Source organism: Streptomyces sp. NBC_00028 (genome assembly GCF_045041065.1).
In the GTDB taxonomy this organism is placed as follows: Bacteria; Actinomycetota; Actinomycetes; order Streptomycetales; family Streptomycetaceae; genus Streptomyces.
Genome location: NZ_CP108293.1, coordinates 5258680 through 5284538, shown reverse-complemented (window position 1 = coordinate 5284538; position 25859 = coordinate 5258680). Strand labels below are relative to the sequence as shown.

24 protein-coding genes are annotated in these 25859 nt (G+C 73.6%); 10 read left to right on the top strand and 14 right to left on the bottom strand.

The genetic code is table 11. From position 1 onward, the window contains the following. The first annotated feature begins 15 nt into the window (after positions 1 to 15). Genes OG885_RS23775 through carB form a run of 3 tightly spaced genes read left to right on the top strand, consistent with a single transcriptional unit; the run spans position 16 to position 4792 of the window. Positions 16 to 1902 carry a carbamoyltransferase gene (locus OG885_RS23775; RefSeq protein WP_405734793.1) on the top strand — a complete coding sequence of 629 codons (1887 nt, stop codon included), beginning with the start codon at positions 16 to 18 and terminating at the stop codon, positions 1900 to 1902. 45 nt (positions 1903 to 1947) lie between these two features. Continuing rightward, complete coding sequence (locus OG885_RS23770; RefSeq protein ID WP_399953694.1) at positions 1948 to 2106, top strand: hypothetical protein; 159 nt, start codon at positions 1948 to 1950, stop codon at positions 2104 to 2106. Next, positions 2099 to 4792 (top strand): carbamoyl phosphate synthase large subunit, encoded by a 2694-nt coding sequence (gene carB / locus OG885_RS23765; RefSeq protein ID WP_405734791.1) that lies wholly within the window; start codon positions 2099 to 2101, stop codon positions 4790 to 4792. The genes OG885_RS23770 and carB overlap by 8 nt, the downstream gene beginning before the upstream one ends. 150 nt (positions 4793 to 4942) lie before the next feature. Here the strand turns inward: carB and OG885_RS23760 are convergent, their stop codons facing one another. Continuing rightward, the gene (locus tag OG885_RS23760; protein ID WP_405734789.1) at positions 4943 to 5464 is read right to left on the bottom strand and encodes a flavin reductase family protein; all 522 of its coding nucleotides are present in this window, start codon (positions 5462 to 5464) and stop codon (positions 4943 to 4945) included. After that, positions 5461 to 6369 (bottom strand): beta-ketoacyl-ACP synthase 3, encoded by a 909-nt coding sequence (locus OG885_RS23755; RefSeq protein WP_405742841.1) that lies wholly within the window; start codon positions 6367 to 6369, stop codon positions 5461 to 5463. Before OG885_RS23755 ends, OG885_RS23760 begins: the two co-directional genes overlap by 4 nt. 331 nt (positions 6370 to 6700) lie before the next feature. Here OG885_RS23755 and OG885_RS23750 point away from each other — a divergent pair, with 331 nt between their 5' ends. From OG885_RS23750 to OG885_RS23740, 3 genes are all read left to right on the top strand, one after another. Next, entirely contained in the window at positions 6701 to 7306 is a 606-nt protein-coding gene (locus OG885_RS23750; protein ID WP_405742840.1) for a DNA-binding response regulator, read from the top strand. Between the two features lie 126 nt (positions 7307 to 7432). Continuing rightward, positions 7433 to 8218, top strand: a complete 786-nt coding sequence (locus OG885_RS23745; protein ID WP_405734787.1) for a BTAD domain-containing putative transcriptional regulator — start codon at positions 7433 to 7435, stop codon at positions 8216 to 8218. Beyond that, positions 8215 to 9177 (top strand): 3-hydroxyacyl-CoA dehydrogenase NAD-binding domain-containing protein, encoded by a 963-nt coding sequence (locus tag OG885_RS23740; RefSeq protein WP_405734785.1) that lies wholly within the window; start codon positions 8215 to 8217, stop codon positions 9175 to 9177. Before OG885_RS23745 ends, OG885_RS23740 begins: the two co-directional genes overlap by 4 nt. Before the next feature lie 61 nt (positions 9178 to 9238). Here the strand turns inward: OG885_RS23740 and OG885_RS23735 are convergent, their stop codons facing one another. The 3 genes from OG885_RS23735 to OG885_RS23725 form a co-directional block, all read right to left on the bottom strand. Next, complete coding sequence (locus OG885_RS23735) at positions 9239 to 9712, bottom strand: nuclear transport factor 2 family protein (RefSeq protein WP_405734783.1); 474 nt, start codon at positions 9710 to 9712, stop codon at positions 9239 to 9241. Next, entirely contained in the window at positions 9709 to 10629 is a 921-nt protein-coding gene (locus OG885_RS23730) for an SDR family oxidoreductase (protein WP_405734781.1), read from the bottom strand. Before OG885_RS23730 ends, OG885_RS23735 begins: the two co-directional genes overlap by 4 nt. Positions 10630 to 10754: 125 nt before the next feature. After that, complete coding sequence (locus tag OG885_RS23725; RefSeq protein WP_329344243.1) at positions 10755 to 11207, bottom strand: MarR family winged helix-turn-helix transcriptional regulator; 453 nt, start codon at positions 11205 to 11207, stop codon at positions 10755 to 10757. A gap of 190 nt (positions 11208 to 11397) precedes the next feature. Here OG885_RS23725 and OG885_RS23720 point away from each other — a divergent pair, with 190 nt between their 5' ends. After that, the gene (locus tag OG885_RS23720) at positions 11398 to 12939 is read left to right on the top strand and encodes an MFS transporter (RefSeq protein ID WP_405734779.1); all 1542 of its coding nucleotides are present in this window, start codon (positions 11398 to 11400) and stop codon (positions 12937 to 12939) included. Positions 12940 to 13116: 177 nt separating this feature from the next. Further along, positions 13117 to 14304 carry an acyl-CoA dehydrogenase family protein gene (locus tag OG885_RS23715; RefSeq protein ID WP_405734777.1) on the top strand — a complete coding sequence of 396 codons (1188 nt, stop codon included), beginning with the start codon at positions 13117 to 13119 and terminating at the stop codon, positions 14302 to 14304. Positions 14305 to 14360: 56 nt separating this feature from the next. Here OG885_RS23715 and OG885_RS23710 read toward each other — a convergent pair whose 3' ends face one another. The 3 genes from OG885_RS23710 to OG885_RS23700 are packed head-to-tail and all read right to left on the bottom strand — an operon-like array spanning position 14361 to position 17610. Then, positions 14361 to 15359 carry a DUF6081 family protein gene (locus OG885_RS23710; RefSeq protein WP_405734775.1) on the bottom strand — a complete coding sequence of 333 codons (999 nt, stop codon included), beginning with the start codon at positions 15357 to 15359 and terminating at the stop codon, positions 14361 to 14363. Beyond that, positions 15359 to 16681 carry an HAD family hydrolase gene (locus OG885_RS23705; RefSeq protein WP_405734773.1) on the bottom strand — a complete coding sequence of 441 codons (1323 nt, stop codon included), beginning with the start codon at positions 16679 to 16681 and terminating at the stop codon, positions 15359 to 15361. Before OG885_RS23705 ends, OG885_RS23710 begins: the two co-directional genes overlap by 1 nt. Next, positions 16678 to 17610 (bottom strand): pseudouridine-5'-phosphate glycosidase, encoded by a 933-nt coding sequence (locus OG885_RS23700; RefSeq protein WP_405734771.1) that lies wholly within the window; start codon positions 17608 to 17610, stop codon positions 16678 to 16680. Before OG885_RS23700 ends, OG885_RS23705 begins: the two co-directional genes overlap by 4 nt. A gap of 220 nt (positions 17611 to 17830) precedes the next feature. Between OG885_RS23700 and OG885_RS23695 the strand changes: the two genes are divergently transcribed. Further along, positions 17831 to 18940 (top strand): DUF6081 family protein, encoded by a 1110-nt coding sequence (locus tag OG885_RS23695; RefSeq protein ID WP_405734769.1) that lies wholly within the window; start codon positions 17831 to 17833, stop codon positions 18938 to 18940. Positions 18941 to 19018: 78 nt separating this feature from the next. On the opposite strand, the gene OG885_RS23690 is transcribed toward OG885_RS23695, so the two are convergent. The 3 genes from OG885_RS23690 to OG885_RS23680 are packed head-to-tail and all read right to left on the bottom strand — an operon-like array spanning position 19019 to position 21982. Continuing rightward, positions 19019 to 20083, bottom strand: coding sequence for an aldo/keto reductase (locus OG885_RS23690; protein WP_405742838.1), 1065 nt, complete (start codon positions 20081 to 20083; stop codon positions 19019 to 19021). Positions 20084 to 20095: 12 nt separating this feature from the next. Beyond that, a complete protein-coding gene (locus OG885_RS23685; protein ID WP_405734767.1) occupies positions 20096 to 21001 on the bottom strand; it encodes a nitroreductase/quinone reductase family protein in 906 nt (301 codons plus the stop codon). 48 nt (positions 21002 to 21049) lie between these two features. Beyond that, a complete protein-coding gene (locus OG885_RS23680) occupies positions 21050 to 21982 on the bottom strand; it encodes a DUF6081 family protein (RefSeq protein WP_405734765.1) in 933 nt (310 codons plus the stop codon). Positions 21983 to 22160: 178 nt separating this feature from the next. On the opposite strand from OG885_RS23680, the gene OG885_RS23675 reads away from it, so the two are divergent. Beyond that, entirely contained in the window at positions 22161 to 23189 is a 1029-nt protein-coding gene (locus OG885_RS23675) for an acyltransferase domain-containing protein (RefSeq protein WP_405734763.1), read from the top strand. Between the two features lie 51 nt (positions 23190 to 23240). Here OG885_RS23675 and OG885_RS23670 read toward each other — a convergent pair whose 3' ends face one another. The 3 genes from OG885_RS23670 to OG885_RS23660 are packed head-to-tail and all read right to left on the bottom strand — an operon-like array spanning position 23241 to position 25845. Next, entirely contained in the window at positions 23241 to 23933 is a 693-nt protein-coding gene (locus tag OG885_RS23670) for a 4'-phosphopantetheinyl transferase (RefSeq protein ID WP_405734761.1), read from the bottom strand. Continuing rightward, positions 23921 to 24889, bottom strand: coding sequence for an MBL fold metallo-hydrolase (locus OG885_RS23665; protein ID WP_405734759.1), 969 nt, complete (start codon positions 24887 to 24889; stop codon positions 23921 to 23923). Before OG885_RS23665 ends, OG885_RS23670 begins: the two co-directional genes overlap by 13 nt. After that, on the bottom strand, positions 24853 to 25845 hold the full coding sequence (locus tag OG885_RS23660; protein ID WP_405734757.1) for an aromatase/cyclase: 993 nt from the start codon (positions 25843 to 25845) through the stop codon (positions 24853 to 24855). Before OG885_RS23660 ends, OG885_RS23665 begins: the two co-directional genes overlap by 37 nt. Between the last annotated feature and the right edge of the window lie 14 nt (positions 25846 to 25859).

Genomic DNA, 25859 nt, shown 5'->3' with positions numbered 1-25859 from the left:
CGAGGAGTTCGGTCCATGGCATCTGATGCCCCCGTCACCACCGTCCTGGGTCTGTCCGCGTACTACCACGACAGCGCGGCTGCCGTGGTCGACGGCGGCGGGATCGTCGCCGCCGCTCAGGAGGAGCGGTTCAGCCGACGCCGCCACGACCCGTCCTTCCCCGAACTCGCCGTCCGCTACTGCCTGGACGAGGCGGGTCTCGCCCTCGCCGACCTCGACGCCGTCGCGTACTACGAGCGCTCGGACCTCAAGTTCCGGCGGGTGCTGGCGACTTACCTCGGTACGGCGCCGCGTTCCTGGAGCTCGTTCCGGGAGGTGATGCCCGACTGGCTGAGCTGGAAGCGGCGCGCGCCGGACACGGTCCGGGAGCGGCTGGGCGCGCTGTTCGCCGGTCCGGTCCCCGAGATCAGGGCCTTCGGGCACCACGAGTCGCACGCCGCGTCCGCCTATCTGCCCAGTCCCTACGAGACCGCGGCCGTCCTGTGCGTCGACGGGGTGGGCGAGTGGACGACCACGTCGATCTGGCACGGCGTGGCCGGGGAGGTCGTGCCGGTCGCCGAGCTGTCCTTCCCGCACTCCCTCGGGATGCTCTACTCGGCGTTCACCTATTTCTGCGGCTTCAAGGTCGACTCCGGCGAGTACAAGCTCATGGGCCTCGCCCCCTACGGGCGGCCCGTCCACGCCGACCTGATCCGGGAGCATCTGGTCGACATCAAGGACGACGGCTCCTTCCGCCTCGACCTGCGTCGATTCGCCTTCCAGTACGGCCAGGTCATGACGGGGCGCGGCTTCGAGGAGCTGTTCGGCGGTCCGCGCCGGGAGCCGGAGAGCCCGCTCACCCAGCGGGAGTTCGACCTGGCCGCGTCCGTGCAGGCCGTCACCGAGGAGATCATGCTGAAGCTGGCGCGGACGGCGCGCCGGCTCACCCGGGAGAGCCGGCTGTGCCTGGCGGGCGGGGTGGCACTCAACTGCGTCGCCAACGGCAAGCTCGCCGAGGCCGGGATCTTCGACGAACTGTGGGTCCAGCCGGCGGCCGGTGACGCGGGCGGCGCCCTCGGGGCCGCGCTGCTGGCCCAGCGGGGGCCGGCGCGGGCCCGGAGCCACACCCGACAGGGCCGCGACGCGATGCGCGCCTCCCGCCTCGGCCCCCGGTTCGACGACGACCGGATCCAGGCCTATCTGGACGCCTCCGCCATTCCGCACCGCCGGCTCGGTCCCGAGGAGCTCAGCCGCGCGGTGGCCGGGCAGCTCGCCGAGGGCAAGGTCGTGGGCTGGTTCCAGGGGCGGATGGAGTTCGGGCCGCGGGCGCTCGGCTCCCGGTCCATCCTCGGCGACCCACGGGATCCGGCGATGCAGTCCGCGATGAACCAGAAGATCAAGTTCCGTGAGTCGTTCCGGCCGTTCGCACCCGCGGTGCTGGCCGAACGGGCCAAGGAGTATTTCGAGTTGGGCCAGCCCAGCCCGTACATGCTGATCGTCGCCCGGATCGCGGCGCAGCAGCAGCTCGCCGAGCGGGACCCAGGGGGGGGTTCCGGGCAGGTGTCCGAGCCGGCGTCCGGGCAGGTCTCCGGGCTGGAGTTGCTGAAGGTTCCCCGGTCCACCGTGCCCGCGGTCACCCATGTCGACCGCTCGGCCCGGGTGCAGACGGTCGATGCGGAGCAAGACCCGGCGTTCCACCGGCTGTTGACCGAGTTCGACCGGCTCACCGGGTGCCCCGTCCTCGTCAACACGTCGTTCAACGTGCGGGGCGAACCCATCGTGGCGACTCCAGAGGACGCCTACCGCTGCTTCATGCGCACCAACATCGACACCCTGGCCATCGGCGGCTTCCTGATCGAGAAGGCGGAGCAGCCGGCCTGGCCGGAGAACGACAACTGGCGCGAACTGATCCCGCTGGACTGATCCCCGGACTCATGGACCGAACTCCCCCTGCTGAGAGGCCTCATCATGGATGCGCTTCGCCGCGCCTGCGTCCTGGCGCTGCTCGCCGTCGCCTACCTCTTCGTCGTCCTGCCGGCCGGCCTGGCCGCCCGGCTGCTGCGCGATCCCCTGAACCGCGCGCTGCGTCCGGACGCCCGTACCTATTGGAGCGGGCCTCGTGCCTGAGCTGGGCACCGTGCGGTCGGTCCTGGTCCTCGGGGCCGGCCCGCAGGCGTGCCGGGCGCTGACGGAGCTGGGGCTGCGGGTCGTCCTCGTCGATCCCGACCCCGGGACGGTCACCACCGACCCGGAGTTCGCCGACGCTGCCTACGTCGAACCCCTCACCCCCGAGTCCGTCGAGAACGTCATCGCCAGGGAGCGCCCCGACGCGCTGCTGCCGGCCCTCCACGGGCGCGCCGCCCTCGACACGGCCGTGGCCCTGCACGAGGCGGGCACGCTCGACCGGTACGGCGTCCGGCTGCTCGGCGCCGACGCCGGGGCGCTCCACCGGGCCGTGGAGGCTGTAGGGGCGGGGGCGGACCGGGCGGGGGCCGTCTCCGGGGGGCGCAGATACGGGCTCCAGTTGCTGCGCGACCGGGACGGCGCCACCGAGGTCGTCTGCTTCTTCGAGACCTTCGACCTGCCAGGTGGCGGCACGATCACCGTGGCGCCCGCGAGGACACCGACCACGCGGGTGTACGAGATGCTGCGCGACGTCGGCCGGTCCGTGGTCGGCGAGACCGGCGCGGGCGCCGGGGGCCGCACCCTGTGGTGCGCGGTGCACCCGGAGAGCGGGGGCGTGACCGTCCTCGACGTGGACCCACGGGGCGCACGCGAGGCGACGCTGGTGGCGTGCGCCACCGGGCTGCCGATGGCGGGGATCTGCGCCGAACTGGCTGTCGGCCGCACGCTCGACGAGACGTCGGTACGCTCCCGCCCCGCGACCGGCCATGTCGCCGTCCGCGCGGTCGCCCCCTCGGGAGCGGAAGCCCTGGCCGTCGGCCACACCGTCACCGGGGCCCTGCACGAGGCACTGACCTGCGTCGCGTCTGACGTGATCGAGGACGGCCGTACCGGGACCGATCCCTGGCTCGCCGAGCAGCTCGCCGTGCTCCGGAAAGTGGCGGACGAGGTGGCCGCCGCGCCCGAGCTGACCGGGGAGCTCATGGAGGAGGCCAAACGGCACGGGTTTCGTGACCGCCGGATCGGTGAGCTCCGCGGGCTGCGCGAGGACGTCGTCCGGGAGATCCGGTACGCCCTCGGTGTGCGCTCGGTGCCCCCGGTGCTCGGGCCGGACCGGTGCCGCGACGGGCGGGGGCCGACGGCCGGGCGTACGAAACCCGTGGTGATCGTCCTGGGGCGGAACGACGGCGCGTCGGCCGCCCTGCGCGCGGCGGGGCACGAGACCGTCGTGGTCGGCCGCGCCCCGATGCCGCCGTCCCCGGACTGGGACGAACGGGCCGCCGACCGGTTCTACTGCGCCCCCCTCACCACCGAGGCCGTCCTGGAGGTGGTGCACGCCGAGCGACGCGGCGGCCCTGTCGCCGGGGTGTGCGTGCAATTCGGCGGCACGGACGCGACGCGGCTCGCGCGGGACCTGGCGGACCAGGGCGTACGGGTCCTCGGCGCCCCACCGTCAGCGGTCCTCGCCACCGAGGGGCACGACGCGTTCCAGGACCTCCTGCGTGCCGCCGGACTGAGCGCGGTGCGGTACGCGACGGCGTCCTCCCCGGCCGGGGCCCGGGCCGCCGCCGAGGCCGTCGAGTATCCGGTGACGGTGCGGTGGGCCGGCGGGGACGGGAGGCAGGAACTCGTTTCGGACACGGAGGCGTTGACCTCTCTGCTCGGCGGGCCCGGAAGCGTCGGTGGTGCGTGGCCCGTGGTGATCGGGCAGGTGGTGCGTGATGCCGTCGAGGTCGCCGTGGACGCGCTGTACGACGGGGAGGAGGTCTATCTGGGCGGGGTGCTGGAGCGGCTCGGGTGGGTCGATGTGTCGGATGCCGGTGCGGTGCACGTCCTGCCGGCCGTCACGCTCGGCGGCCATGACATCGAGCGGGTGCGGGCGGCCACCCGGGTGCTCGCCGGGGCGCTCGGGGTGCGCGGCGCGCTCACCGTGCGATGCGCTCTGGCCGGTGGGGTGCTCCAGGTGCGCGGGGCCGAACCCCGGGTCTCCGGGACCGTGCCCTTCACCACGCAGGCAACCGGCGTGCCACTCGCGCGGGCCGCCGCTCGCATCGCGCTCGGCGCCTCCGTGGCGGAGTTGCGGGCCGAGGGTCTGCTGCCCGCCACCGGCGACGGCACCACCCTCCCCCCGGGCGCCCCGGTCGCCGTCGCGCAGACCCTGCCGGGGGCCGGGGTGGCGGCGGGCGTCGGGACGGAGGCCATGGGGGTCGGGGAGTCCTTCGGCGTCGGCTACGCCAAGTCCCGGGCGGCCGTCGGTGGCCCGTTGCCCACCAAGGGCCGGGCCCTGCTGGCCATCGCCGATCGCGACCGGCGCTCGGTGGTCTTCCCGGCGCGTGAACTGGCCGCCCTGGGCTTCGAGTTGCTGGCCACCGGCGGTCTGGTGAGCCTGCTCCGACGTAACGGCGTCAAGGCCGGCGCCCTCCACGCGATCGACCGGACGAGTGCCGCCCGGCTGGTCCGCGAGGAGCAGATCGACCTGGTCGTCGTCACACACCACCGGGGGGACGATCCCGCCGAGGGCCAGGGGGTCCTGGCCGCCGCCTTCGCGCAGGGAGTGCCCTGTCTCACCACGGTCCGGGACCTGGCCGCCGCCGTCCAGGGCATCGACGCCCTGCGGCGCCCGCGCGAGCGCACCCGGCTCCGCCCGCTCCAGCACTGGCAGTCCCGGCAGTCCCGCACCACACACTGATTCAGGGCCCGGTCGGCGGGACGGGGAACGATTCCGGTTCCCCGTCCCGCCGACCGGGCCCTGATGCGGTGGGTACGGCACCGCGGCTGAACTGCCGGCCCGCGCGAAGCCGTCCGCGGGCGCCCGCGGACGGCTCGGTCCTCGCTGTTCTCAGGACCGCACCGGGTCCGAGTGCAGGGTGTGGAAGGTTCGGCGGTGGTGGATGAGGGGGGTGCCCTCGCGGTGGTGGGCCTCGGTGACGCGGCCGACCAGGAGCAGGTGGTCGCCCGCCGGGTGGCGGGCGTGGACGCGGCAGTCGAGGCGGCACAGGGCTCCCGGCACCGCGGGGGGCATGCCGGGGGTGCTGGTGTCGTGTTCGTGCGGGGGGAACTTGTCCGCGCCGCTGCGGGCGAACCGCGCGGCGACCTCCTCCTGTTCCTCGTCCAGCAGGCTCACCACGAACCGCGTGCAGTCCGCGAACGCCCGGTAGCCGCCCGCGCGACGGGCCACGCACGCCACGACCAGGGGCGGCTCCAGGGACACCGAGCTGAACGAGGTGACCGTCAGTCCCCAGGGGCGCCCCGTCGCGTCCCGGGTGGTGACGACCGCCACGCCGGCCGCGTGACAGGCCATGGCCGCCCGGAACGCCTCCGTCGGCACGGAACGCGGAACGCCGGTGGTCTGCTCGGTCATGGCAGCACCACCACCTGCCCGGCGAAGCTCAGCCCCGCGCCGAACCCGATCAGCAGGGCGGTGTCGCCCCGGCCCACCCGTCCCTCGGCGAGCACGGCGTCGAGCGCGAGCGGTACCGACGCGGCGGAGGTGTTGCCGGTGTGGACGACGTCCCTGGCCACCACCGTCTCCGGGCCCAGCCCGAGCCGGTCCGCCATCAGCTCGATCATCCGCACGTTCGCCTGGTGCGGGACGAAGGTGCCGAGCCGGTCGGGGGCGACGCCGGCGACCCGCAGCATCTCCTCGGCGGCCGGCGCCACCTCGTCCATCGCCCAGCGGAAGATGCGCCGGCCGTCGATGCGCAGCCACGGCCGCTCACCGCCCTCGGACCAGGGGGCCGTCATCCACACCGAGTCGACGTACCGGCTGTCCGTGCGCCGTACGACGGGACCGAACCCGGGTTGGTCCGACGGCCCCACCACCACCGCGCCCGCGCCGTCGGCGAACAGGAACGCGCTGCCCCGGTCGGTGCGCTGCACGATGTCCGTCATCCGGTCCGCGCCGATCACCAGGACATGGCGGGCGCTGCCCGCGCTCACCATGTCCGAGGCGATCGCCAGCGTGTGGCAGAAGCCGGAGCACGCGGCCGAGGTGTCCAGCGCGGCGGCCCGGTCCGCCCCGAGGGAGCGCGCGATACGGGCCGACAGCGGCGGGGCGTGCCTCAGGTTCGTCATCGTGGCGATCAGGACGAAATCGAGGTCCTCCGGGCCGATCCCGGCCTGGGCGAGCGCCTTGCCCGACGCCGCCACGGCCATCTGCTCCAGCGTTTCGTCAGGGGCCGCGAAGCGTCGCTCCCGAATACCGGAGCGGGTTTCGATCCACTCGGGCGTGGAGTCGAGCGTCCGGCACAACTCCGCATTGTCGATCACCGTGCGAGGGCGATAGCCGCCGACGCCGAGAATCCTGCCGTATGAACTCGTGCGCGGGTGCGGCGTATCGGAAACACTGATACCTGTCGTTCTTGTCAACGCCTTCTCCACTTCGCCGTGCTGACGAGGAAAACTCCGCAGGAGTGAGAAAAGAACACGGCGCACCCTCACCGCGCCCGGTGGAGCACTTCTCGAGTGCGACTCGACCCCGACCACATACTTGCTTGATTGGCTGATAGTTGTCTGTGGCAACGTCAGTACCAGCCGTATTGTTGGGCAAGGCTCTTTTCAGCCGACGACCAAGGGCAGCTCGGGGGAGGCCGTGGACGTGGTACGTCTACTGATCGCGGAGGACGCGCACATGGTCCGCGGGGCGCTGGTCGCCCTGCTGAACCTCGAACCGGACTTCACGGTGGTGGCCGAGATCGGCCACGGTGACGAGATCGTGCCCACCGCCCGACGGACCCGCCCCGATGTCGCCCTCATCGACGTGGGCCTGCCCGGCACCGACGGCCTGACCGCCGCCGCACAGCTGCGCGCGACCCTGCCGGAGTGCCGCACCCTCATCCTGACCAGCACGGCACGGCCCGCGGTGGTGCGCCGGGCCCTGGACGTCGGGCTGGAGGGGCTGCTGCTCAAGGACGCGCCGCCCGACCGGCTCGCGGCCGCGGTGCGTGACGTCATGACGGGGCAGCGGGTCTATGACCAGGACATGACGCTGGAGGCGCTCACCCTGGGCTCCGGGATCCTCACCCCGCGCGAGACCGAGGTGCTGGCGCGCGCGGCGGACGGGCACGACGCGGGCCACATCGCCGCCCAGCTCCATCTGTCGGCGGGCACGGTGCGCAACTATCTCACCGCGATCGTCACCAAGTTGAACGCCCGGAATCGCGTCGACGCCATCCGGATGGCGCGGGAGGACGGGCTTATCTGACGCCCTGTCAATATTCCCCGGCACGGGCATGAAAATATCCCGTCGAGTCATGAAGGGATCACTGGGAACCGCGAATTGCTCGTGCCAGACTCGAGGCCGTCCTGATTTCCGAGCGAAGGCCGAGTCATGGATATCGAGGTAATGGGTCCGCTGCACGTACGCCTGGCCGGCACATCACTGGTGCCCAGCGCCGGAAAACCCCGTCAGCTCCTGGCACTTCTCGCCCTGCGGTCGGGACATCTCGTCCCGATCCCGACGCTCATGGAGGAACTGTGGGGTGAGCACATACCCCGCAGCGCACAGACCACCTTGCAGACCTATGTCATGCAATTACGGCGGCTCATCAGGAAGGCGCTCCCGGCGGGCTCGCCGCTCACCGCGAAAGACGTTCTCATCACCCGGTTCGGCAGTTACCAGCTGGGTGCCGAGCCCGGCCGGTCCGACATGGCGCAGTTCCACGAGAAGGCCGCGGCGGGCGCCCTCGCGCTGGAGCGCAGAGCACCGGCCGAGGCCTCCGCCCTGCTGCGGCAGGCGCTGGACATGTGGCGCGGCCCCGCTCTGGCCGACGTACCGGCCGGCCGCATCCTGGACATCGAGATCCTCGCGATGGACGAAGCCCGCACCCGCGCCCTGGAGTTGTGCCTGTCGGCCGACCTGCGGATGGGGCGGCACGGGGAGATCCTCGCGGAGCTGGTGACCGTCGCCGCGCACAACCCGCTCAGCGAGAACATCTGGGCGCTGCTGATGACCGCCCTGCACCGGTCCGGCCACACCTGGCGGGCGCTGGAGGCCTTCCAGCAGTTGCGCGGCACGCTGATGCGGGAGCTCGGCGTGGAGCCGTGCACCCGGATCCAGCGGCTGCACCAGGAGATCCTCAGTTCCGGCCGCGACGACGAGCGGAGTGCGGCATGACCGGTTTCGAGAACACCCGCACGGTCGCCGTCCTCGGCACCGGGACCATCGCCCTCGGCTGGACGGCGCTGTTCGCCGCCGCCGGCCTCGACGTCCGGATCAGCAGCACCCGCCCGGACGCCGAGGAACAGGTCACACGCGCCCTTCCGCTGTACGCCCGTTCGTTGCCCGGCGGCCGGCTGCCCCCCGAACAGCTGGCCGCGCGGCTCACCTTCTGGGGCAGCCCCGCACAGGCCGCCGAGGGGGCCCAGGTCGTCCAGGAGAACGTGCTGGAGAACCTGGCGCTGAAGCAGGACGTGTTCCGCGCGGTCGCCGAAGCCGCGCCGGACGCCCTGCTGCTGTCCTCGACGTCCACGCTGCTCCCGGCCGACCTGGGTGCCACGCTCGACAAGCCGGGGCGGGTGATCGTGGGGCATCCCTTCAACCCGCCGCACATCGTTCCGCTGGTGGAGGTCGTGGCCGCCGAGGAGGCCGAGCCGGCGCGGGTCGAGGCGGTCATGGAGTTCTACCGCGCGCTGGGCAAGACACCGGTGCTGCTGCGCCGCGCCGTGCCCGGGTTCGTCGCCAACCGGCTGCAGTCGGCGCTGCTGCGCGAGAGCATCCACCTGGTGCGCGAAGGGGTCGTCACGGTGGGCGAGTTGGACGACATCGTCACCGCGTCCCTCGGCTCCCGGTGGGCGGTCACCGGCCCCTTCCGGGCCTTCCATCTGGGCGGCGGCGAGGGCGGTCTGCGCCATCTGATGGCACACCTGGGCGACGGCCTGGAACGGAGCTGGGCCGGGCTCGGCAACCCCTCGGTCGACGAGGACCTGAAGGAGACCCTCCTCGACCAGGCCGACGAGGCGTTCGGCGGGTACGACTACCAGCGGCTCGCCGCCTGGCGCGACCGGGGGCAGAACGCGGTGATCGCGGCGGTGCGGGAGTCCGGACCGGTGGAGAGCGACGGGCCGGGGGCCTGAGGCCCAGGCAGCGATGAGGGCCGGGGCGAGCGCGCCCCGGCCCTTCCGCCGCCCCTGTCGGTCAGCCCACGATCTCCTGGTCCTGCGTCACTTCGCGCTTCAGCGTGCGCAGTTCGCCGTCCTCACGGACGAGCACATCGCGCACCAGGCAGCTCGGCGCGATCACGGGGCGCGGCTCGCCCGGCCGGGTGGTGCCGATCAGGGCGTAGTACTCGGTGTGGACGGAGCCGTCGTCCTGCTCCCGTACGTCGAGCATGGTGAACCAGTGCCGGCGCTGCACCGGGTCGGACCGGAAGCGCCGCTCGTTGTAAGCCCGTACCTCCCTGGCGATGTTGGCCCGGCCGCGGACCGCGGGCTCGTCCGGGGAGTGCGCGAACAGCGCGTCCTCGGCGAAGGTGGCCGCGAACTCCTCGGCGCGGACGGCGTCGAGGTGGTGGACCTGACGGGCGTAGAAGAGCTGGACCTCCGCGTAGAGCCCCGACTGGGCGGTGTGACGGACGGAGGTCGAGGGGGTGGGGCGGGCTGCGGTGCTCATGATGTCTCCTTGGATGACGGCCCCCGGCCGGGGGCACCGAATGCCGCTGCGTGGTCCTCGGCCCAGGTGCGGAAGGAGCGGGGCGCCCGGCCGGTGAGCTCCCGCACGGTCGCTGCGACCGGCAGTCGGCGCTCGTGGAGGTAGCGCTCCACGTCCAGCAGGCCACGGGCGTAGGCCTCGGGCAGGAACGGGGCGACCCGGTCCACCCAGGCATCGGGCTCCACCCGTGCCACGCTCAGCTCGCGGCCGAGCACCTCCCCGAGGACGCGCACCCGCTCGGGGACGTCGAGGATCTGCGGCCCCGAGAGCCTCAGCACCCGGGACCCGTCCGGCGGGGCGCCCCGCAGCGCGGCGGCGGCCGCCTCGGCGACGTCCCGGGGGTCGATCACCGGGACGGCGAGGTCCGGGTGGACGACGTGCACCGTGTCCCCGGCGGCCAGATCGGCGGCCCAGCCGAGCGCCTGGGTCGCGAACGGGGCGGGTCTGAGCACGGTGACCGGCACCCCGGTGGCGTTCATCCGCGCCTCGCCGAGCACATGGCGGGCGAAGAGCGGCCCGCGGTGCGCGGAGTCGGGGGGCGCGTCCGCGGAGACGACGACCAGATGACGGAGCGTCTCGGTCTTCTCCGCGGCCTGCGCGAACGCGTCCCCGGCGTCGGCGGCCAGGACGACGAAGGCGGTGGAGACGCCGTGCAGCGCCTCGGCCATCGCGGCGGAGTCGGTCAGGTCGCCGGTCACGGTCTCGTCCGCGCCTTCGGGCGGCCCGGTGCGCCCGGGGTCACGGACCAGGGCACGGACGGTGAACCGCCGACCCCCGCGGCTCCCCTTGCTCCCCTGGCCCCCCTGGCCGCTCAGCGCCGCGACTAGGCGGCGTCCCACCGTTCCGGTGGCACCGGTGACCAGCACGGTCTCGGGCATGCGCATCCTCCCGGAGTGCGCGGCGGGCGGAGTTGCCCGCCGCCGACGCGCAACACACCAGGCCCCACTCGAAGAACACTCCAGGACCACTCAGGCCGGGCCCGGTACCCCTCCGGGAACGGGCGTCAGCTCTCCGGCTCGCCGGACGCGCCGCGCTCGTACGCCTCCATGGTCCGGACGAACACCGCCCGTTCCCGCGGGGTCAGCGGTTCGAGGGCCTTGCCCCAGGAGCTGGCGCCGCGGGCCAGCCAGCCGTTGATCGCCTCCTGGGTCTCGGGGTCGTCCGAGATGGAGACGATCGTGCGGCGCCGGTCGGCCGGGTCCGGCTTGCGCTCGACCACGCCCTGGCGGCTGAGGTCGGCGACCATCAGGCTCACCGTCGTCGGCGCCACCTGGAGCCGGGCGGCCAGCTCGTTCACCAGGGCCGGGCCGTCGAAGACCAGGTGCGACAGGAGCGACAGATGCCGGGGGGCGAGGTTGAGGGACCTGAGCCGCTCGGGGACGGTCGTCTTCTTCAGCCGCTGGGCCACGCGGGGCATCAGGACGAGCATCGCGCGGACGGCGTCGTCCCGGCTCATCTCCTCGTCACCGGCGCCGCCGTCGACCGCCTCGTCAGAGGCACCCGCCGACCCCTCGGCGCGCCGCGCCCCGCGCTGCGTTGACATCAGCCACAACCCCCAATACCTTTGCTTTCAAAGCAAATCATCTCTCCGTTCTCCACGATACCGGACACCCTCGCTCCGGGACTGATCAGGAAAGGGACGGCCGATGTCGTTCTCCGCCCCACCCGCACCGGACACGACCTCGTACAACCCACGGCGCTGGGCGGCGTTCGTCGTCACGCTGTCCGCGGCGTTCATGGACCTGGTCGACACCACGGTGATCAACGTCGCGCTCCCCTCCCTCCGCCGCGACCTGGACGCCTCCAGCACCCAGCTCGAATGGGCCGTGGCCGGGTACGTCATGGCCTTCGCGGCCGGAATGATCACCGCGGGCCGCCTCGGCGACCGCTTCGGGCGGTTACGCGTCTTCCAGGGGGGCCTCGCCGCGTTCGTGCTGACCTCCGCGCTCACCGGCCTCGCCGTCAACGCCGAGATGCTGGTCGCCGCCCGCGTCGCCCAGGGCGCGTCCGCGGCGATGATGGTGCCGCAGGTGCTGGCGATGCTCCGGGTCGAGTTCCCCCCGGAGGAGCAGCACAAGGCCGCCACCCTCTTCGGCCTCAACTTCTCGGTCGGCGGCGTGGCGGGCCCGCTCATCGGCGGTGTGATCCTCGACGCCGACCTGTTCGGGCTCGACTGGCGGCCGATCTTCTTCATCAACGTCCCCATCGGCATCGCCGCCCTGATCGGTACGTTCGTCCTGTGCCGCGACTCCCGCGCGCAGCACGCCGCCACCACCGACGTCCGCGGCCTCGCCATCGCCACCCTCGCCGTACTCGCCCTGCTCTACCCGCTGGTGGAGGGCCGCACCATGGGCTGGCCGTGGTGGACCTGGGTCCTGATGGCCGCCTGCCCCGTCCTGCTGTGGCTCTTCGGGCGGTACGAGAAGACCGTCGTCCGGCGCGGTCACGCCCCGCTCATCGACCCCGGGCTGCTGCGGGAGCGGGCGCCGATGGGCGGCCTCTCGGTGGCCGTGCTCTTCTTCGCCGGCACCGGCTACACCCTGGTGATCACCGTCCATCTCCAGTCCGGGCTCGGCTACAGCCCCCTGCACACCGCGCTGACCATGGTTCCGTTCGCCGTCGGGGTCGGGCTCTTCAGCCCGTTCGCGCCGAAGATCCGGCCCTACGGCAGGCCTGTCGCCGTCGTCGGCTCGCTGCTCGCGGCGATCGGCATGGCCGGCAACCTGCTCGCCGTGCGCTCCGCCGGTGAGGACCTGCACTCCTGGCAGCTGGTGCCCGGGATGCTCGTCACGGGCCTCGGCGTCTCCATGACCTCCGGGGTCCTCATCGCCACGGTGCTGGCCAAGACCCCGGGCCGGCTGGCCGGCTCCGCCGCCGCGCTGGTCAACACCGCGATCCAGGTCGGCGTGGCCGTCGGCATCGCCGTGGTGGGCACGGTCTTCTTCGGGTCCCTGGACGACGACGGCAAGGCCGTGGACGCCGCCGGGGCCGGGCTGCTGACCGTCGTCATCCTCTATCTGCTGGCCTCCCCGGCCGCGCTCATCCTGCCTCCGGGCCGCCTGATGTTCGCCGCCGCGGGCAACGCCAAGCCGCCGCGGCAGGCGGGCCCGGCCGACGAGGAGGAGAAGAGCGGTACGGACGACGACGCGACGTCCGGTTCCCTGGCCTCCCGGCGCACGACCGACTGAGCCGCGGCGCCCGCACGACCGTACGGCCGTCTCTCCCGCACCGGAGAGACGGCCGTACGTCGTCCGGCGGCCGACAGGCTCGTCCAGCCACCGTCGAGGCAGCTTCGACCCTGGGCGCCCACGCTGCCCTCCCTTGCCGTCGCAGCAGCGTGGCGGCTCGACCGCGGGGAGGACTCCGTGTCGGAGACAACGACGTACCAGGCGCCGCTCCAGCGCCCGAACGGGCCGCGCCCGGCCCCTCTGTCCGAACTCCCTGACCGGCTGCCCGAGTTGGCGGCGCGGCACGCGGCGTACGCGGAGCGCGAGAAGGTGCTCCATCCCGAGGTGGCCGAGGCGCTGCGCGAGGCCGGGTTCGCACGGCACTTCGTCCCCGCGAAGTGGGGTGGGCACGAGGGGGGTTTCGAGGACTACCTGACGGCCGTGACCGAGGTGTCGCGCCGCGATCCCTCGGCGGGCTGGTGCGCCGCCATCCTCGCCTCGCTCTCCCGGATGGCCGCGTTCCTGCCGGAGGAGGGCCGGGACACGGTGTGGGCGCAGGGCCCTGACGCCCTCGTCGTCGGCGCCCTGGTCCCCGGCGGCGCGGCGCGCATGGCCTCGGGCGGCTGGATCCTCAGCGGCCGCTGGCCCTACGTGAGCGGCGTGCACTTCTCCGACTTCGCGCTGCTCGCCGCGCAGGTCCCGCTGCCCTCGGGCCGCTCACAGGTGCGCTTCCTGCTGGTCCCGCGGGCCGCGTACGGCATCGAGCGGACGTGGGACACGGTCGGTATGCGCGGGACCGGCAGCGACACCGTCGTCCTGGACGAGGTCTTCGTACCGGAGGGCCACACCTTCCTCCAGCGGCAGTTGGCCACCGGGCGCGACCCGGGTGGCGCGGGTCCCGCCTGTCTTGAGGTGCCGCACAAGAACGTCAGCGGTCTGACCTTCGCGGCACCGGTGCTCGGTGCCGTCCGCGGCGCCCTCGACGCCTGGACGCGGACGACGGCGCACAAGCGGGCGGCGGCGCCGTCCACCCAGCTGCCCTCGGTGTCGGCCGAGCTCGACCTGGCGCACAGTTCCGCGTGGACGGACGCGGCCGAGCTGCTGCTGACGCGGGCCGCCCGCGACGCCGACCGCGGGCTGCTCGGCACGGAGCTGACCGGGGCCCGTGCCCAGCGCGACCATGTCGTCGCCGTCGATCTGCTGCTCGACGCCGTGGGCCGGCTTCAGCGCACCGGCGGCACCGGCGGCCAGTCGCTCGGCGCCGAGCTTCAGCGGTTCTGGCGGGACGCCAACACGGCGGCCGGGCACGCCGTACTCAAGTGGGAGCCCGCCGCCCGACGGTTCGGCTCGGCCCGGCTCGCGGTGCCGCTCGGCGATCTGTCCTGACCGCACCTGAGTGAGGGGCCGCCTCGATCGAGGCGGCCCCTCACTCAGGTGGGTGATCAGACGGACGGGCTGCTCGTCACCACGTAGTCGGCGATGCGGAGTTCGGCGCCCTGGCCGAAGAGCCTGCTGCTCTCGGCGCTGTCCTCGTCGACGAAGCGCTGCTCGGCCGGCGCCCCCTGGTCCGGCCGGTAGTAGGTGGTGGCGCGGGAGAGCCGGACCAGGCCACGGCCGGTGGGCCAGGAGCCGTCCAGCAGGCTCATCAGGCCCATGCCGAAGCTCAGTTGACGCGGTTCCACCTCGGTGAGCCGGCCGCCCTCGTCGAGGGTGAGGGTCGCGCGGTCCAGCGGGTGCCCGATCCGGTCCACCGTCAACACGGTCTCACCGTCCAGGACCCAGCTCACCGTGCCGGCCGACCGGTCGTGGGAGATCCGCACCCGGTGCCGGTCGCCCGGTGAACGCGGGGCCAGCGGGACGGTGTTGGCGAAGGAGCCGTAGGCGCCGAGGTGACGGCGGGAGAAGTTGGTGCGGCCGTAGAAGGCGTACACGTGCTTGTTGGTGAGCAGGAAGTCGAAGGCCACGGAGGTCTCGGGGTCGATGGTGTTGAGCATCGAGGCGGCGAGCCGGATGTCGTCGTCCGGGTCGGCGACCGCGTCCCCGAAGGGGTGGCCCGCGGTGCCGTAGGAGCGGCCCGAGATCACTGCCTCGACGGACAGGACCCGCCCGGGCTCTGTGTCGAACCCCTGGAAACCGGCCGTGGACTGGCGGTTGACGTAGGCGATCCACTTGGCGTGGTCGGCGAAGCCGGGGATGGACCCGGGCTCGCCGGTCTCCCGCGGGACGGTGCGGGTGAAGGCCGGTTCGCCGGTACGGGGATGACGGCCGCGCGCGACCAGACGCAGCCCGTCGGGACCGGTGGTGATCACGGCGTCGTTCGCGATGAGGTCGGCCGAGGCCTGGACGAACCGCCAGGGCGCGTCGGGGCCCTCGGCCCGTACGCCCTCCCGGAAGTCGTCCCGCCACAGGACGGTGGCGCGGTCGGTGGTCGGCTGGGTCATCACAACTCCCTGTCGTCGGTGGTGCGGTCCGCTGCGGACCCGGTCACGAGCGCGAGCACGGCGGCGAAGGAGTCCACGACCACCTCGGCGCCCGCCGCGCGGAGTTCGGCGGGGGTGGCGACCCCGTAGGAGACCCCGATCGGCCGCATCCCGGCGGCGCGGGCCATCTCCATGTCGGCGACCCCGTCCCCCACGACCACACAGCGGGCCGGGGGCAGCCCGAGTCCGTCGGCGACGAGGAGGGCCATCTCGGGGTCGGGTTTGCCGTGCCGCACACTGTCGTCGCCGGCCACGACGTCGAACAGTCCCGCGACGCCCATCAGGCCGAGGACCCTGTCGGCGGCCCGGCGCGGCTTGGAGGTGGCGACGCCGAGCCGCAGCCCCGCGGAGCGCGCGGCGCGCAACCCCTCGACGACGCCCGCGCAGGCCAGTTCGGCCGGGCCGGTCGCCTCCAGGTGGGCCCGGAACAGCTCCCGGTAGGCGGCGAGCGCCGAGGCGATCTCGGGACCGTCGGGCGCCTGGCCGAGCAACTGGGCGAAGTTCTGTTCCAGGGGCCGCCCGACCAGCGGCCGGACGTCCGCCTCGTCCGCCGGGGCGCCCCGGTCGGCGAGGATCTTCAGCATGATCGCGGTGATGGCCCTGGGGGTGTCGGCCAACGTCCCGTCGAGATCCAGAACGAGTCCGGCGACCGGCCCACCACCGCTCACCACACCACCGGCCACGGTGCCGCCGAACACGGTGCCGCCGGTCCCCGCGCCGCCGCCCCCGTCGCCGCCGACTTCCGCGCCGCCGACTCCCGCTCCGCCAGTCCCCGCGCCGCCGGCCACCATGCCGCCGGTCCCCGCGCCGCCGGTCCCGTTGCCGCCGACTCCCGCGATGCCAGTCCCCGCACCGCCAGTCCCCGCGCCGCCGGCCCCGTCGCCGCCGACTTCCGCGCCGCCGACTCCCGCGATGCCAGTCCCCGCGCCGCCGCTCCCGTCGCCGCCGGCTCCCGCGCCGCCGCCCCCGTTGCCGCCGACTCCCGCGATGCCGACTCCCACGATGCCAGTCCCCGCGCCGCCGCTCCCGTCGCCGCCGGCCACCATGCCGCCGCTCCCGCTGCCGCCGACTTCCGCGCGGCCGACTCCCGCGATGCTGGTCACCATGCCGCCGGCTCCCGCGCCGCCGCTCCCGTCGCCGTCGGCCACCATGCCACCGGTCCCCGCGCCGCCGGTCCCTGCGCCGCCGCTCCCGTCGCCGCCGGCCACCATGCCGCCGGCTCCCGTGCCGCCGGTCCCATTGCCGCCGACTTCCGCGCCGCCAGCCGCCATGCCCCCGCTCACCGTTCCTCCCCCGTGGCCTTGGCGCGTTCCGCTGTGAGGGCTACGGCCAGGTCGCCGGCGACTCGCGCGGTGCCGAGGAGGATCGAGCGGCCGGCGCTGGTGGTGCGGCCGCCGGTGGCGCGGGAGACCGCGCGCATCAGGAACGGGCTGACCTTGTTGCCGGTGACGCCGGTGCGCTCGGCCTCGGCCAGCGCGTCCGCGATGGCCTCCTCGACCAGGTCGCCGTCGACCGCCTCCGCGTCGTCCACCGGCACGGCGAGCAGGACCGTGCCGCGTCCGTTGAGCTGCCAGTGGGTGCGGGCGGCGCGGGCGGCCGTGGTCAGGTCGTCGACGCGGGTGACCGGGATGTCGTCGCCGCGGACGTAGAAGCGGGGCAGCCACGGGGTGCCGTAACCGAGGACCGGGACGCCGGCGGTCTCCAGGTACTCGGCGGTCAGCCGGGCGTCCAGGATGCTCTTGGCCCCGGCCGAGACGACGGCCATCCGGGTGCGGGTGAACTGGAGGAGGTCGGGCGAGATGTCGAGCGTGCGGGTGGCGCCGCGGTGCACGCCGCCGATGCCCGCGGTGGCGAAGACCTCGATACCGGCCCGCTCGGCGATGACGATCGTGCCGGCGACGGTGGTGGCGCCGACCCCGCCGCCCGCCACGGCGGCGCCCAGGTCACGCGCGCTCAGCTTCTGGACGTGCTCGGCGCTGCGGATCCGCTCGATCTGATCGGCGTCCATGCCGACCAGCAGGCGCCCGTCGGCCACGCCGGTCGTCGCCGGTACGGCGCCCGCGTCGCGGACGGACTTCTCGATGGCCAGCGGGAGTTCGAGGGTCGGGGCCGCGGTGATGAGGGAGGACTCCAGGGCGACCACCGGCCGCTCTTCGGCGAGCGCGGTGGCCACTTCCTCGGAGACCTGGAGGAGTTCCTCGGGGATCTTCATGTGCCTGCCCTTGGCGTCGGGGATCTGTCCGGTTGCGCGCACAGCGTGGGAGCGGCGGCTCGAAGACCGCTCGATCCGGCGTCGCGGGCACGGGTGTGCTTCGAGTGGAAATCGAGGGGTGGTGAGCACGGTGCTGCCGCGCGGTCCGACCGGGTCCGCGCTGACGACGTTCGACGTACCGACGCACGCAGTCGACGTACCGATGTACGAAGGAGACCCCATGCCCGCAGCGGCTGGTCACAGCACCCGTCCCCTGGTCCGCTCCCGCCGCACCGCCGTGACCCTGGTGGCCGCGGCCACCGTGTGCTCGGCCCTCACGCTCACCCCGGGCGCCGGTGCCGCCGAGCGGACCGGGGCCTCGCACTCCGAGAAGATCCTGTTCGCGGACGACTTCAGCAAGGGCTTCGACGCGCAGCAGACCTGGCTGCTCGGCTCGGCCAACACCCCCGAGGGCAAGCTGGCGCAGGGTGACGGCGTCATCACCTCCAACGCCCAGGGCATCACCGTCGTACCGACCGGCCGCAACCCGCGCACCGGCCGGCCCGCGTTCGCCGCGACCTCCGACCAGAACGCGTCCGGTTTCGGCGGCGGCACCGGCGACCACCTCAAGTGGGTGGCCCAGCCCCGGGTGTCCTCGGCGAACGGCTTCCCCGTCCCCGCGACCGGGTCCTGGAACTGCAACGCGGACGTCACCGTCAGGGCCGAGGGTGTCGAGCAGCAGCCCTTCGGCAAGGCGGTGAGCGACCCGCAGTCCGACCCGCGGCTGGCCAGCGCCACCGTGATCACCGTCGACCACGCCAGTCACACCGTGGCCAACTTCTCGGTGACCAACCATGAGGTGCACGCCGTCTATGAGCGCCTCCCGGTGGAGAGCGGCGAGTACGCCGCGTTCCACTACTCGGTGCCGGTGTTCAAGCGGACCGCGGGCCAGCCGGTGAAGCTGCGGATCCGCTACGACCAGGGCGGCAAGCGGGTCAGCTGGCTGGTGAACGGCAAGACCGTGCTGTCGACGGACAAGATCGGCACCCATGCCTTCGACCGCAAGTACCTGCGCATCGAGCACAGCGGCCCCGACGAGCAGGTGACGGCCACCTCCGTGCAGTGCGGCATCGCGACCGGCAACCTCCTGGACGGCGGCGGTGGCGCCAACGACCGGGACAAGGCGGGGCTGGTGCGCCTGGAGGACAGCCCGGACTTCTACTACGACCCGGCCAAGGGCGCCCCGGCGCCGCAGAAGTTCCACGACGACAAGAGCCTGCAGAGCAACCGGCTGTGGGGGCAGGGCGTGACCCTGAAGGTGCGGTCGTTCAGCATCACGACGTCGGAGTGAGTGCGCGATCGAGCTGAGTACGACGGACAGCGCCCGGTCGGGAGATCCCGGCCGGGCGCTGCGCGTACTGGGGGGCGGTCAGTCCCGGGTCGAGAAGAGGTCGTCGGTGACCGCGCGTCGGGTCGTCGTCCGGCGGTCGTCCACGCGCTCCCAGTGCTCGCCGTAGATCATGCGGGTCATCGCCGGGAAACGCAGGAACAGATGGGGGTAACCGGCGGGCGCCGCGGTGGCCTTGTCCAGGTCGGCCAGGTGCCCGGGGCCGAGCTTGAGGTCGACGCTGCCGAGGTTCTGCCGCAGTTGCTCCTCGGTCGTGGCGCCGATCACCGGGATCACGGTGCCGGGACGTGAGCGCAGCCAGGCCAACGCGACCTGGGCGGGCGGGCGGTCCAACTCCTCGGCGATCCGCACCACTTCACGCACCACGTCGTCACCGGCGCCGCGGGCCCTGCCCCACGCGACCTTGTCGAGACGGCCCTCCTCACCCCTGAGGTACTTGCCGGTGAGGCGGCCGTCGGCGAGCGGTCCCCAGACGAACGCGGGGAGGTCGAAGGCGTGGGCCATCGGCAGGAACTCGTTCTCGACGGCGCGGTCCAGCAGGTTGTAGTGCACCTGCATGGCCGCGAAGGGCGTCCAACCCCGCGCCTCCGCCAGGGTGTTGGCCTGCGCGATCTCCCAGGCCGGCCAGTTGGAGACGCCGACGTAGAGGACTTTGCCCGCCCGCACCTGGTCGTCCAGGGCCCGCATGACCTCGGCGACCGGGGTGAGGGTGTCACGGGCGTGCACCCAGAGGATGTCGAGGTGGTCGGTGCGCAGCCGGCGCAGGCTGTCCTCCAGCGAGACCACGAGGTTCTTGCGGTGGTTGCCCGCGGCGTTCACATCGCCGGGGCGGATCTGGAGGGTGTACTTCGTGGTGAGCAGGAAGGAGTCGCGGCGACCGGTCAGCAACTCGCCCAGCGTGGACTCGGCGCTGCCGCGCCCGTACTCGTTGGAGGTGTCGATCACATTGCCGCCGGCCTCGGCGAACAGGTCGAGGAGCCGGCCGGCGCGGCCCTCGGGCAGCGCCCAGTCGTCGCCGAACGTCATGGTGCCCAGGGCGAGTTCGGAGACACGTAAGCCCGTCTTGCCGAGCACCCGGTAGCGCATCTCGGTCATCGCTCAGACCTCCAGCGCCGGCAGCAGGGTCTCTTCCTCGTAGCGGAAGTGGTCCTCCAGGCCGCCGACCACCCGGTCCAGCTCCGCGCGGAGCCGGGCCACGTCGTCCGGGTTCTGGAAACCGCCCTTGTCGAGCAGTTCCTCGAACTCGGCCAGCGCGGCCTCCACCACCTTGTGCTCCTCGCGCAGCCGGGTGATCGCCGGGACGAGGTGCGGGAAGCGCTTCTCGAAGGCGGAGAAGGAGCCGTCCTCACGGATGTGGTGCATCTGGAGCCCGTAGCAGTACGTCAGGCAGTGCTTGCGCAGCTGTTCCGAGAGGTCCGCCATGGACCCGGGGTCGGCGCCGCCGGCGGTGAGCGTCTCGTCGACGGCCGCGCGCACCCGTGCGAGCTCGGCCCTGAGGTCGGCGTGGTGCTTGAGGAGCTGAGTGCCGATCATCCGGCTGCGCTCGGTGATCACACCGAGGTCGAGCGGGTGCAGGGCGACCACGGGAATGGCACGGCCCGCCTTCTCCTCGTACTCCCGGAACGCCGGGTCGAGGGAGCACTGCAACTCCCAGTACCGGTCGCGCTCCTCGCCCTCCAGGACCTGGGCGCGGGTGGCGTACGGCCGTACGGCGCCCTCGTCCGTGCCGATCTCCATCGTCACCTGGGGGCTGTCCAGCAGGTTGTGGTACCAGTCGGGGTTCTTCCCGCGTCCGGCGTTGGAGGCGAAGACCAGGTAGCGGTCGCCGTCCTTGTAGTAGATCGCGGGGTTCACATGGGGCTTTCCGGTCTTGCGGCCCATCGTGGTCAGCACCACCATGGGGGCGCCCTCGAACATCCCGCCCACCCGGCCGTTGTTCGCCCGGAACTCCTGGATGACCCGCTCGTTCCAGCTCAGACCGCTGTCTGCCTGCTCTTCACTCATGAGAGTCTCCGCGTTTTATTTTGCTTTGAAAGCAAATCCAACCTGAATCTAGGATCCCCGTACCCCGCTGTCAACCTCGGCCCGCACCGTCACCCGGCGCGCCCCGAGCACGGCTCCGGGCCGCCACGCCGACTGCTTCAGCAGGTCGTCGTCGCCCACGAACTCCTGCTCCCGAGGCGCCCCGAGACGCGGGTCGAACCAGGTCCCGCTCCCCGCGGCCGGGCGGACCAGACCCCGGCCGTCGGGGCCCGCGCCGTCCAGCAGGGTGAGCAGCCCGAGCGCCGGAACCATCCGGCCCAGCCGCACCGGCTCGCCCTCCTCCCCGCCGTGGTCCAGCAGCAGCCCGCCGCGGTCCGCGGGCCGCAGCCCCGGGCGGTCCACCCGGAAGACCTCCGCGCCCTCGACGCACCACACCACCCGGGTGCCGCCCGCCTCGTACCGGATCGAAAGCCGGTGCCACGCGTCGGGAGTGCGGGAGGCCACCGGGACGGCGTACGAGAACGCGGTGTACCGCTCACCGGGGAACGGCACCCGCTCGTACAGGGCGTGCACGCGGGTGTTGGTCAGCAGGAAGTCGCAGACCACATGGGAGAACGGGTCCATGGTGATGAGGGCCGCGGTCGCGAGCCGGACGTCGCCGTCCGGGTCGGGCACCGCCGCGCCGAAGGGATGCCGGACCCCGCCCAGGACGCGCGCCGACAGGGTCGCCGCGCACTCCACGGTCCCGTCGTCCGGTACCTCGAACCCCCGGGCGCCGCCCGGTCCGCGGGCCAGCGCCACCCACGCGAGATGATCACCGGGGCCGCCCGCCCCGCGCCCCTCGGCCGGGGGCGCGAACGCGGGCTCGCCGGTGAGCGGGTCGGTGTCGGCCGGCGTGACCGTCAGGCCCTCGGCCGCGGTCCGCACGGTCACCGGCTGAAGCGGCGGCACGTCCCAGGCGGCGCCGAGGCCGACGCGGAAGTCGTCGTCGAACAGTTCCATGGTCCCTCCGGGGACGGGGTCGCGGGCCGCGAGTGTCGGCACCCGGACACGAGATCCGCTCGAGCCCGCGTCCACTCCGGATCGAGAAACCGCGGGCAGGGTCGCGGCTCCGGTCGACGAGGCCGCGTCCGCGGTGGAGAGCCGAGGCCGCGTCCGCAGAAAGGAAAGGAGGCCGCGCGTGAGCCACCCGACGACCGTGCTGCTGCTCCCCGGACAGGGCAGTCAGCGCGAGCGCATGGCCGCGGGACTGTACGGGGCACACCGGCAGTTCACCGCGACCATGGACGGATTCTTCGGCGCGCTCACCGCACAGGGTGGGCAGGGTGACCTGCTGGTCCGGCACTGGCTGCGGCCCGCGCCCCACCCGGACCTCGACGACGCCCGGATCGCCCAGCCCCTCCTGCTCGGCGTCGGGTACGCGCTCGGGCAGGCGGTCGCCGCCACCGTGGGCCCACCGGGGCTGCTGCTCGGACACAGCGCAGGTGAGCTGGCCGCCGCCGTGCTGGCCGGGGTGTTCCGCACCGCCGATCTGGGCCGGCTCGCGGCGGCACGGGCCCGGGTCGTCGGGGACGACGGCCGGGGCGGGATGCTCGCGGTGGCGGCGGCCGAGGACGAACTGCCCGCCGGGCTCGGCCCGGTGACGGTCGCCGCGGTCAACGGCCCCCGCCAGACGGTGCTCGCCGGTCCGTCCGACGCGCTGGAGCGGGCCCGCGCGATACTGACGGCCGCGGGCCGCACGGTGCTGCCGTTGCGCTCCGGGCACGCCTTCCACAGCCCGTCGGCGTCGGCCACGGCACGGCGCTTCACCCAGGAGGTGGCGGCCCTGCGCCCGGCGCCCGCCCGCGCGACGCTGGTGTCCTGCCGTACGGCACGGCCCCTGCGCGACAGCGAGGCCGTCGACCCGGCGTTCTGGGGCGATCAGATCGCGCTGCCCGTGCGGTACTGGCCCGCGCTCACCTCGTTGCTCGACGCCTCGGGCACCGATCCGGGGCTGCTGCTGCTCGACGCGTCACCCGACCGCTCCCTCGGCGCCGCGGCCCGCCGCCACCCCGCCGTACGCAGCGGCGCCTCACAGGTGCTGCCCCTGCTCGCCCCGGCCGCCCACACCGGTGGCCCGGCGGACATAGAGGCGTTCGACCGGGCGGTGGCGACCGTCAGGACGTACGCGGCACCCCGCTCGCCCGCGCACGACGGTGTGGACCGATGAGCCGTCGCGCACCGCAGACAGGAGGAGCGTCGGCACCGCGCACGGCGGCGCTCAGTCGCCCGCGACCGCATCGGCCGGCAGATAGGCGGCCGTCACGATCAGGTCCGACGTCAGCCGGTAGGCACCCTCCAGTCGGGGCAACTCCCCGCGCTCGTGCCGGACTTCCATACGACCGGAGTCCGCGGTGGCCGGGACCAGGCGCACCCGCGCGTCCCGCAGAGCGAGGGTGCGGCCCGGTCCCAGCGTCGGGGCCCATGCCTTGTACGCCGCTTCCTTCGCGCTGAACAGCACCGTCTCCCAGGGGACTTGGGCGTGCGGCGACGGAAGCGCCCCACGTTCGGCGGCCGTGGTCAGTGCCGCCGTCGCGGCGGGCGACAGCGGTCCGGGCGGCTCGGCGTCGATCCCCAACGCCCGGGCGTCGGTGGCGAAGGCGACCGCCGCGGCGCGAAAGCCGGGGCAGTGCGTGATGCTGCCCCGCACGCCGTCGGGCCAGGTCGGCGCGCCGCCCGGCCCGCGCAGCAGCGGACCGGGCGACGGCACCCCGAGGGCGGTGAGGGCCTGCCGGGCGCAGACCCGCCCGGTGGCGAACTCACGCCGGCGCCGCTCCACCGCCGCCGGGGCGAGCAGCTGACGCTCCTCGTCGTACAACGCCGTGACCGGCACGTCGACGTACATCTCGACGACACAGGCCCAGCGGGGAAGCAGCTCTCCCAGCACCGGCGGCCCGGCCGTCACGCGTGGCACGTCGGCAGTCTGCCGTCGTTGAACTCGACCATCTCGCCGAAGACGCGCACCACGTCCAGGGGTTCGCCCTCCGGGGCGCCGGCCGCCTCCGCGTAGGCGCGGTGCAGGTTTCCCACCAGGCGTTCGGGGTCCGTCCAGTCCTGGAACGGGTGGGCGCCGAGCTGGCGTGCCGCCTCCAGCGGTGCGAGGCCCGCCGCCCGCGCGTCCTCGGCGGTCCGCAGCAGCCAGCGCAGATACCGCTCCGTCTCGTCGATCGCCTCGGGCCCGGCGAGCGGCCCGTGCCCGCCGACCACGACACGCGGGGCCAGCGCGCGCAGCTCGGCGAGAGCCCGCAGGGAACCGCGCACGGACCCCATGAGGAGGAACGGCGTGCACCCGGGCAGAACGACGTCCCCCGCGAACAGCACCCGGTCGGCGGGGAGCCACACGACCGTGTCCCCGGTGGTGTGCGCCGGTCCGGGGTGCAGCAGCTGGACCGTACGCCCGCCCACGTGCAGCTCCATACGGCGGTCGTACGTCGTGTCCGGCAGCCTGAGCTCGATCGTGCCCCACTCCACCCCCGGCCACAGACCGGTGAGCCCGAGGCCCGCCGCCGCCATCTCCTGCCGGGCCCGCTCATGCGCCACGATCACCGTGTCGGGGCCGGCGACCAGCGCGTTGCCGAAGGTGTGGTCCCCGTGGAAGTGCGTGTTGACCAGCACCCGGGGCGCCGCCCCGCCGAGCCGGCGCACCGCTTCGCCGAACCGGCGGGCCCGTGCCTCGGTCGCGACGGTGTCCACGACGACCGGCGCCCGGTCCTTGTCGAGCAGCACGCCCGCGTTGTTGACGCACCAGCCGCCGGTCTCCTGCACATACGCGTGGACCCCGTCCGCGATCTCCTCCAGGACCGCGGACGCGGACGCCGCCGTACGGGACGCGCTCACCGCCGCGCCTCCGCCGTCAGATACGTCCCGCAACTCTCCAGGGTGCGGCGGCTGTTGCCGGCCAGCAGCGCCGCCGCCCGGTCCCGGGCCCCGGCGAGCGTGGTGCCGGTGCCGAAGACGGTGTCGAGGGCGTCCGGGTCGAGGGCGGCCTGATGGACGCTGACCACCCGGGTGGCGTCCCCCGACTCCGCCTCCACCAGCAGCCAGGCGCCGCTGTGCCCCAGCAGCCCGCGCGGCACGGTCGTCTGCTTGTAGACGAGCCGTTCGCCGGGAAAGCAGAGCCGCACCGACTGGGTGCCGTGCACGGAGCCGTCGGCGGCGCGGGTCCGCATGTCGAGCGTCTGCACCCGGGCGCCGCCGACCAGCGCCGTCTCGTCCTCCTGGAGGTCGAGCTCGGCGACGTGCGGGACGCGCTGCGGCCACAGGTCGGCCCGGTACAGGAAGTCGTACACCGCGGCCGGCGGTCCGGGTACGACGTACTCGTCGCGGACCGTGAACAGCAGCTCCTCCGGGCCCGCGTCCCGCCCCGCCCAGCGGGCCACGGCCGCGACCTCGGCCTCGCTGTTGCGGCCCAGCGCCTCGGCGACCGTCGTCCGCGCGCTCTCCGCCCCGGGCTCCAGGATCCACTCGTGTCCGAGGACCAGCTCCGTGCGCCCGTCACGCTCGTCGAACCGCCAGTGCCCGCTCATCCACTCCAGCGGCGGTCCCGGCGCCTCCTGCCGGAAGTCGATCCGCAGCCGCTCCTCGTCCAGCTTGCGCAGGGACGTCCAGGTACGGATCTCGGAACCGGCGACGGCCCACAGCCGGATCCGCTCCGAGTCACGGTCGCTCTCCAGCACCTCGGCCGCCAGACACGGCGGGAAGAGCACCGGCCAGCGGGTCACGTCGGCGATCAGCCCGTAGCCGCGCCGGGCCGGCCCGGCGTACCGGGCCGTGTGCTCAGCAGCCGTCGTCGCAACGGGCGTTGTGGTGGTCGATTCGATCGGCACGGCCGACCCCTCCC

Bases quoted from the DNA above. Each gene is read 5' to 3' on its own strand.
- OG885_RS23775 (WP_405734793.1), top strand. From the start codon at position 16: ATGGCATCTGATGCCCCCGTCACCACCGTCCTGGGTCTGTCCGCGTAC.
- OG885_RS23770 (WP_399953694.1), top strand. From the start codon at position 1,948: ATGGATGCGCTTCGCCGCGCCTGCGTCCTGGCGCTGCTCGCCGTCGCC.
- OG885_RS23760 (WP_405734789.1), bottom strand. From the start codon at position 5,464: ATGACCGAGCAGACCACCGGCGTTCCGCGTTCCGTGCCGACGGAGGCG.
- OG885_RS23745 (WP_405734787.1), top strand. From the start codon at position 7,433: ATGGATATCGAGGTAATGGGTCCGCTGCACGTACGCCTGGCCGGCACA.
- OG885_RS23740 (WP_405734785.1), top strand. From the start codon at position 8,215: ATGACCGGTTTCGAGAACACCCGCACGGTCGCCGTCCTCGGCACCGGG.
- OG885_RS23735 (WP_405734783.1), bottom strand. From the start codon at position 9,712: ATGAGCACCGCAGCCCGCCCCACCCCCTCGACCTCCGTCCGTCACACC.
- OG885_RS23730 (WP_405734781.1), bottom strand. From the start codon at position 10,629: ATGCCCGAGACCGTGCTGGTCACCGGTGCCACCGGAACGGTGGGACGC.
- OG885_RS23725 (WP_329344243.1), bottom strand. From the start codon at position 11,207: ATGAGCCGGGACGACGCCGTCCGCGCGATGCTCGTCCTGATGCCCCGC.
- OG885_RS23720 (WP_405734779.1), top strand. From the start codon at position 11,398: ATGTCGTTCTCCGCCCCACCCGCACCGGACACGACCTCGTACAACCCA.
- OG885_RS23710 (WP_405734775.1), bottom strand. From the start codon at position 15,359: ATGACCCAGCCGACCACCGACCGCGCCACCGTCCTGTGGCGGGACGAC.
- OG885_RS23700 (WP_405734771.1), bottom strand. From the start codon at position 17,610: ATGAAGATCCCCGAGGAACTCCTCCAGGTCTCCGAGGAAGTGGCCACC.
- OG885_RS23695 (WP_405734769.1), top strand. From the start codon at position 17,831: ATGCCCGCAGCGGCTGGTCACAGCACCCGTCCCCTGGTCCGCTCCCGC.
- OG885_RS23690 (WP_405742838.1), bottom strand. From the start codon at position 20,083: ATGCGCTACCGGGTGCTCGGCAAGACGGGCTTACGTGTCTCCGAACTC.
- OG885_RS23685 (WP_405734767.1), bottom strand. From the start codon at position 21,001: ATGAGTGAAGAGCAGGCAGACAGCGGTCTGAGCTGGAACGAGCGGGTC.
- OG885_RS23680 (WP_405734765.1), bottom strand. From the start codon at position 21,982: ATGGAACTGTTCGACGACGACTTCCGCGTCGGCCTCGGCGCCGCCTGG.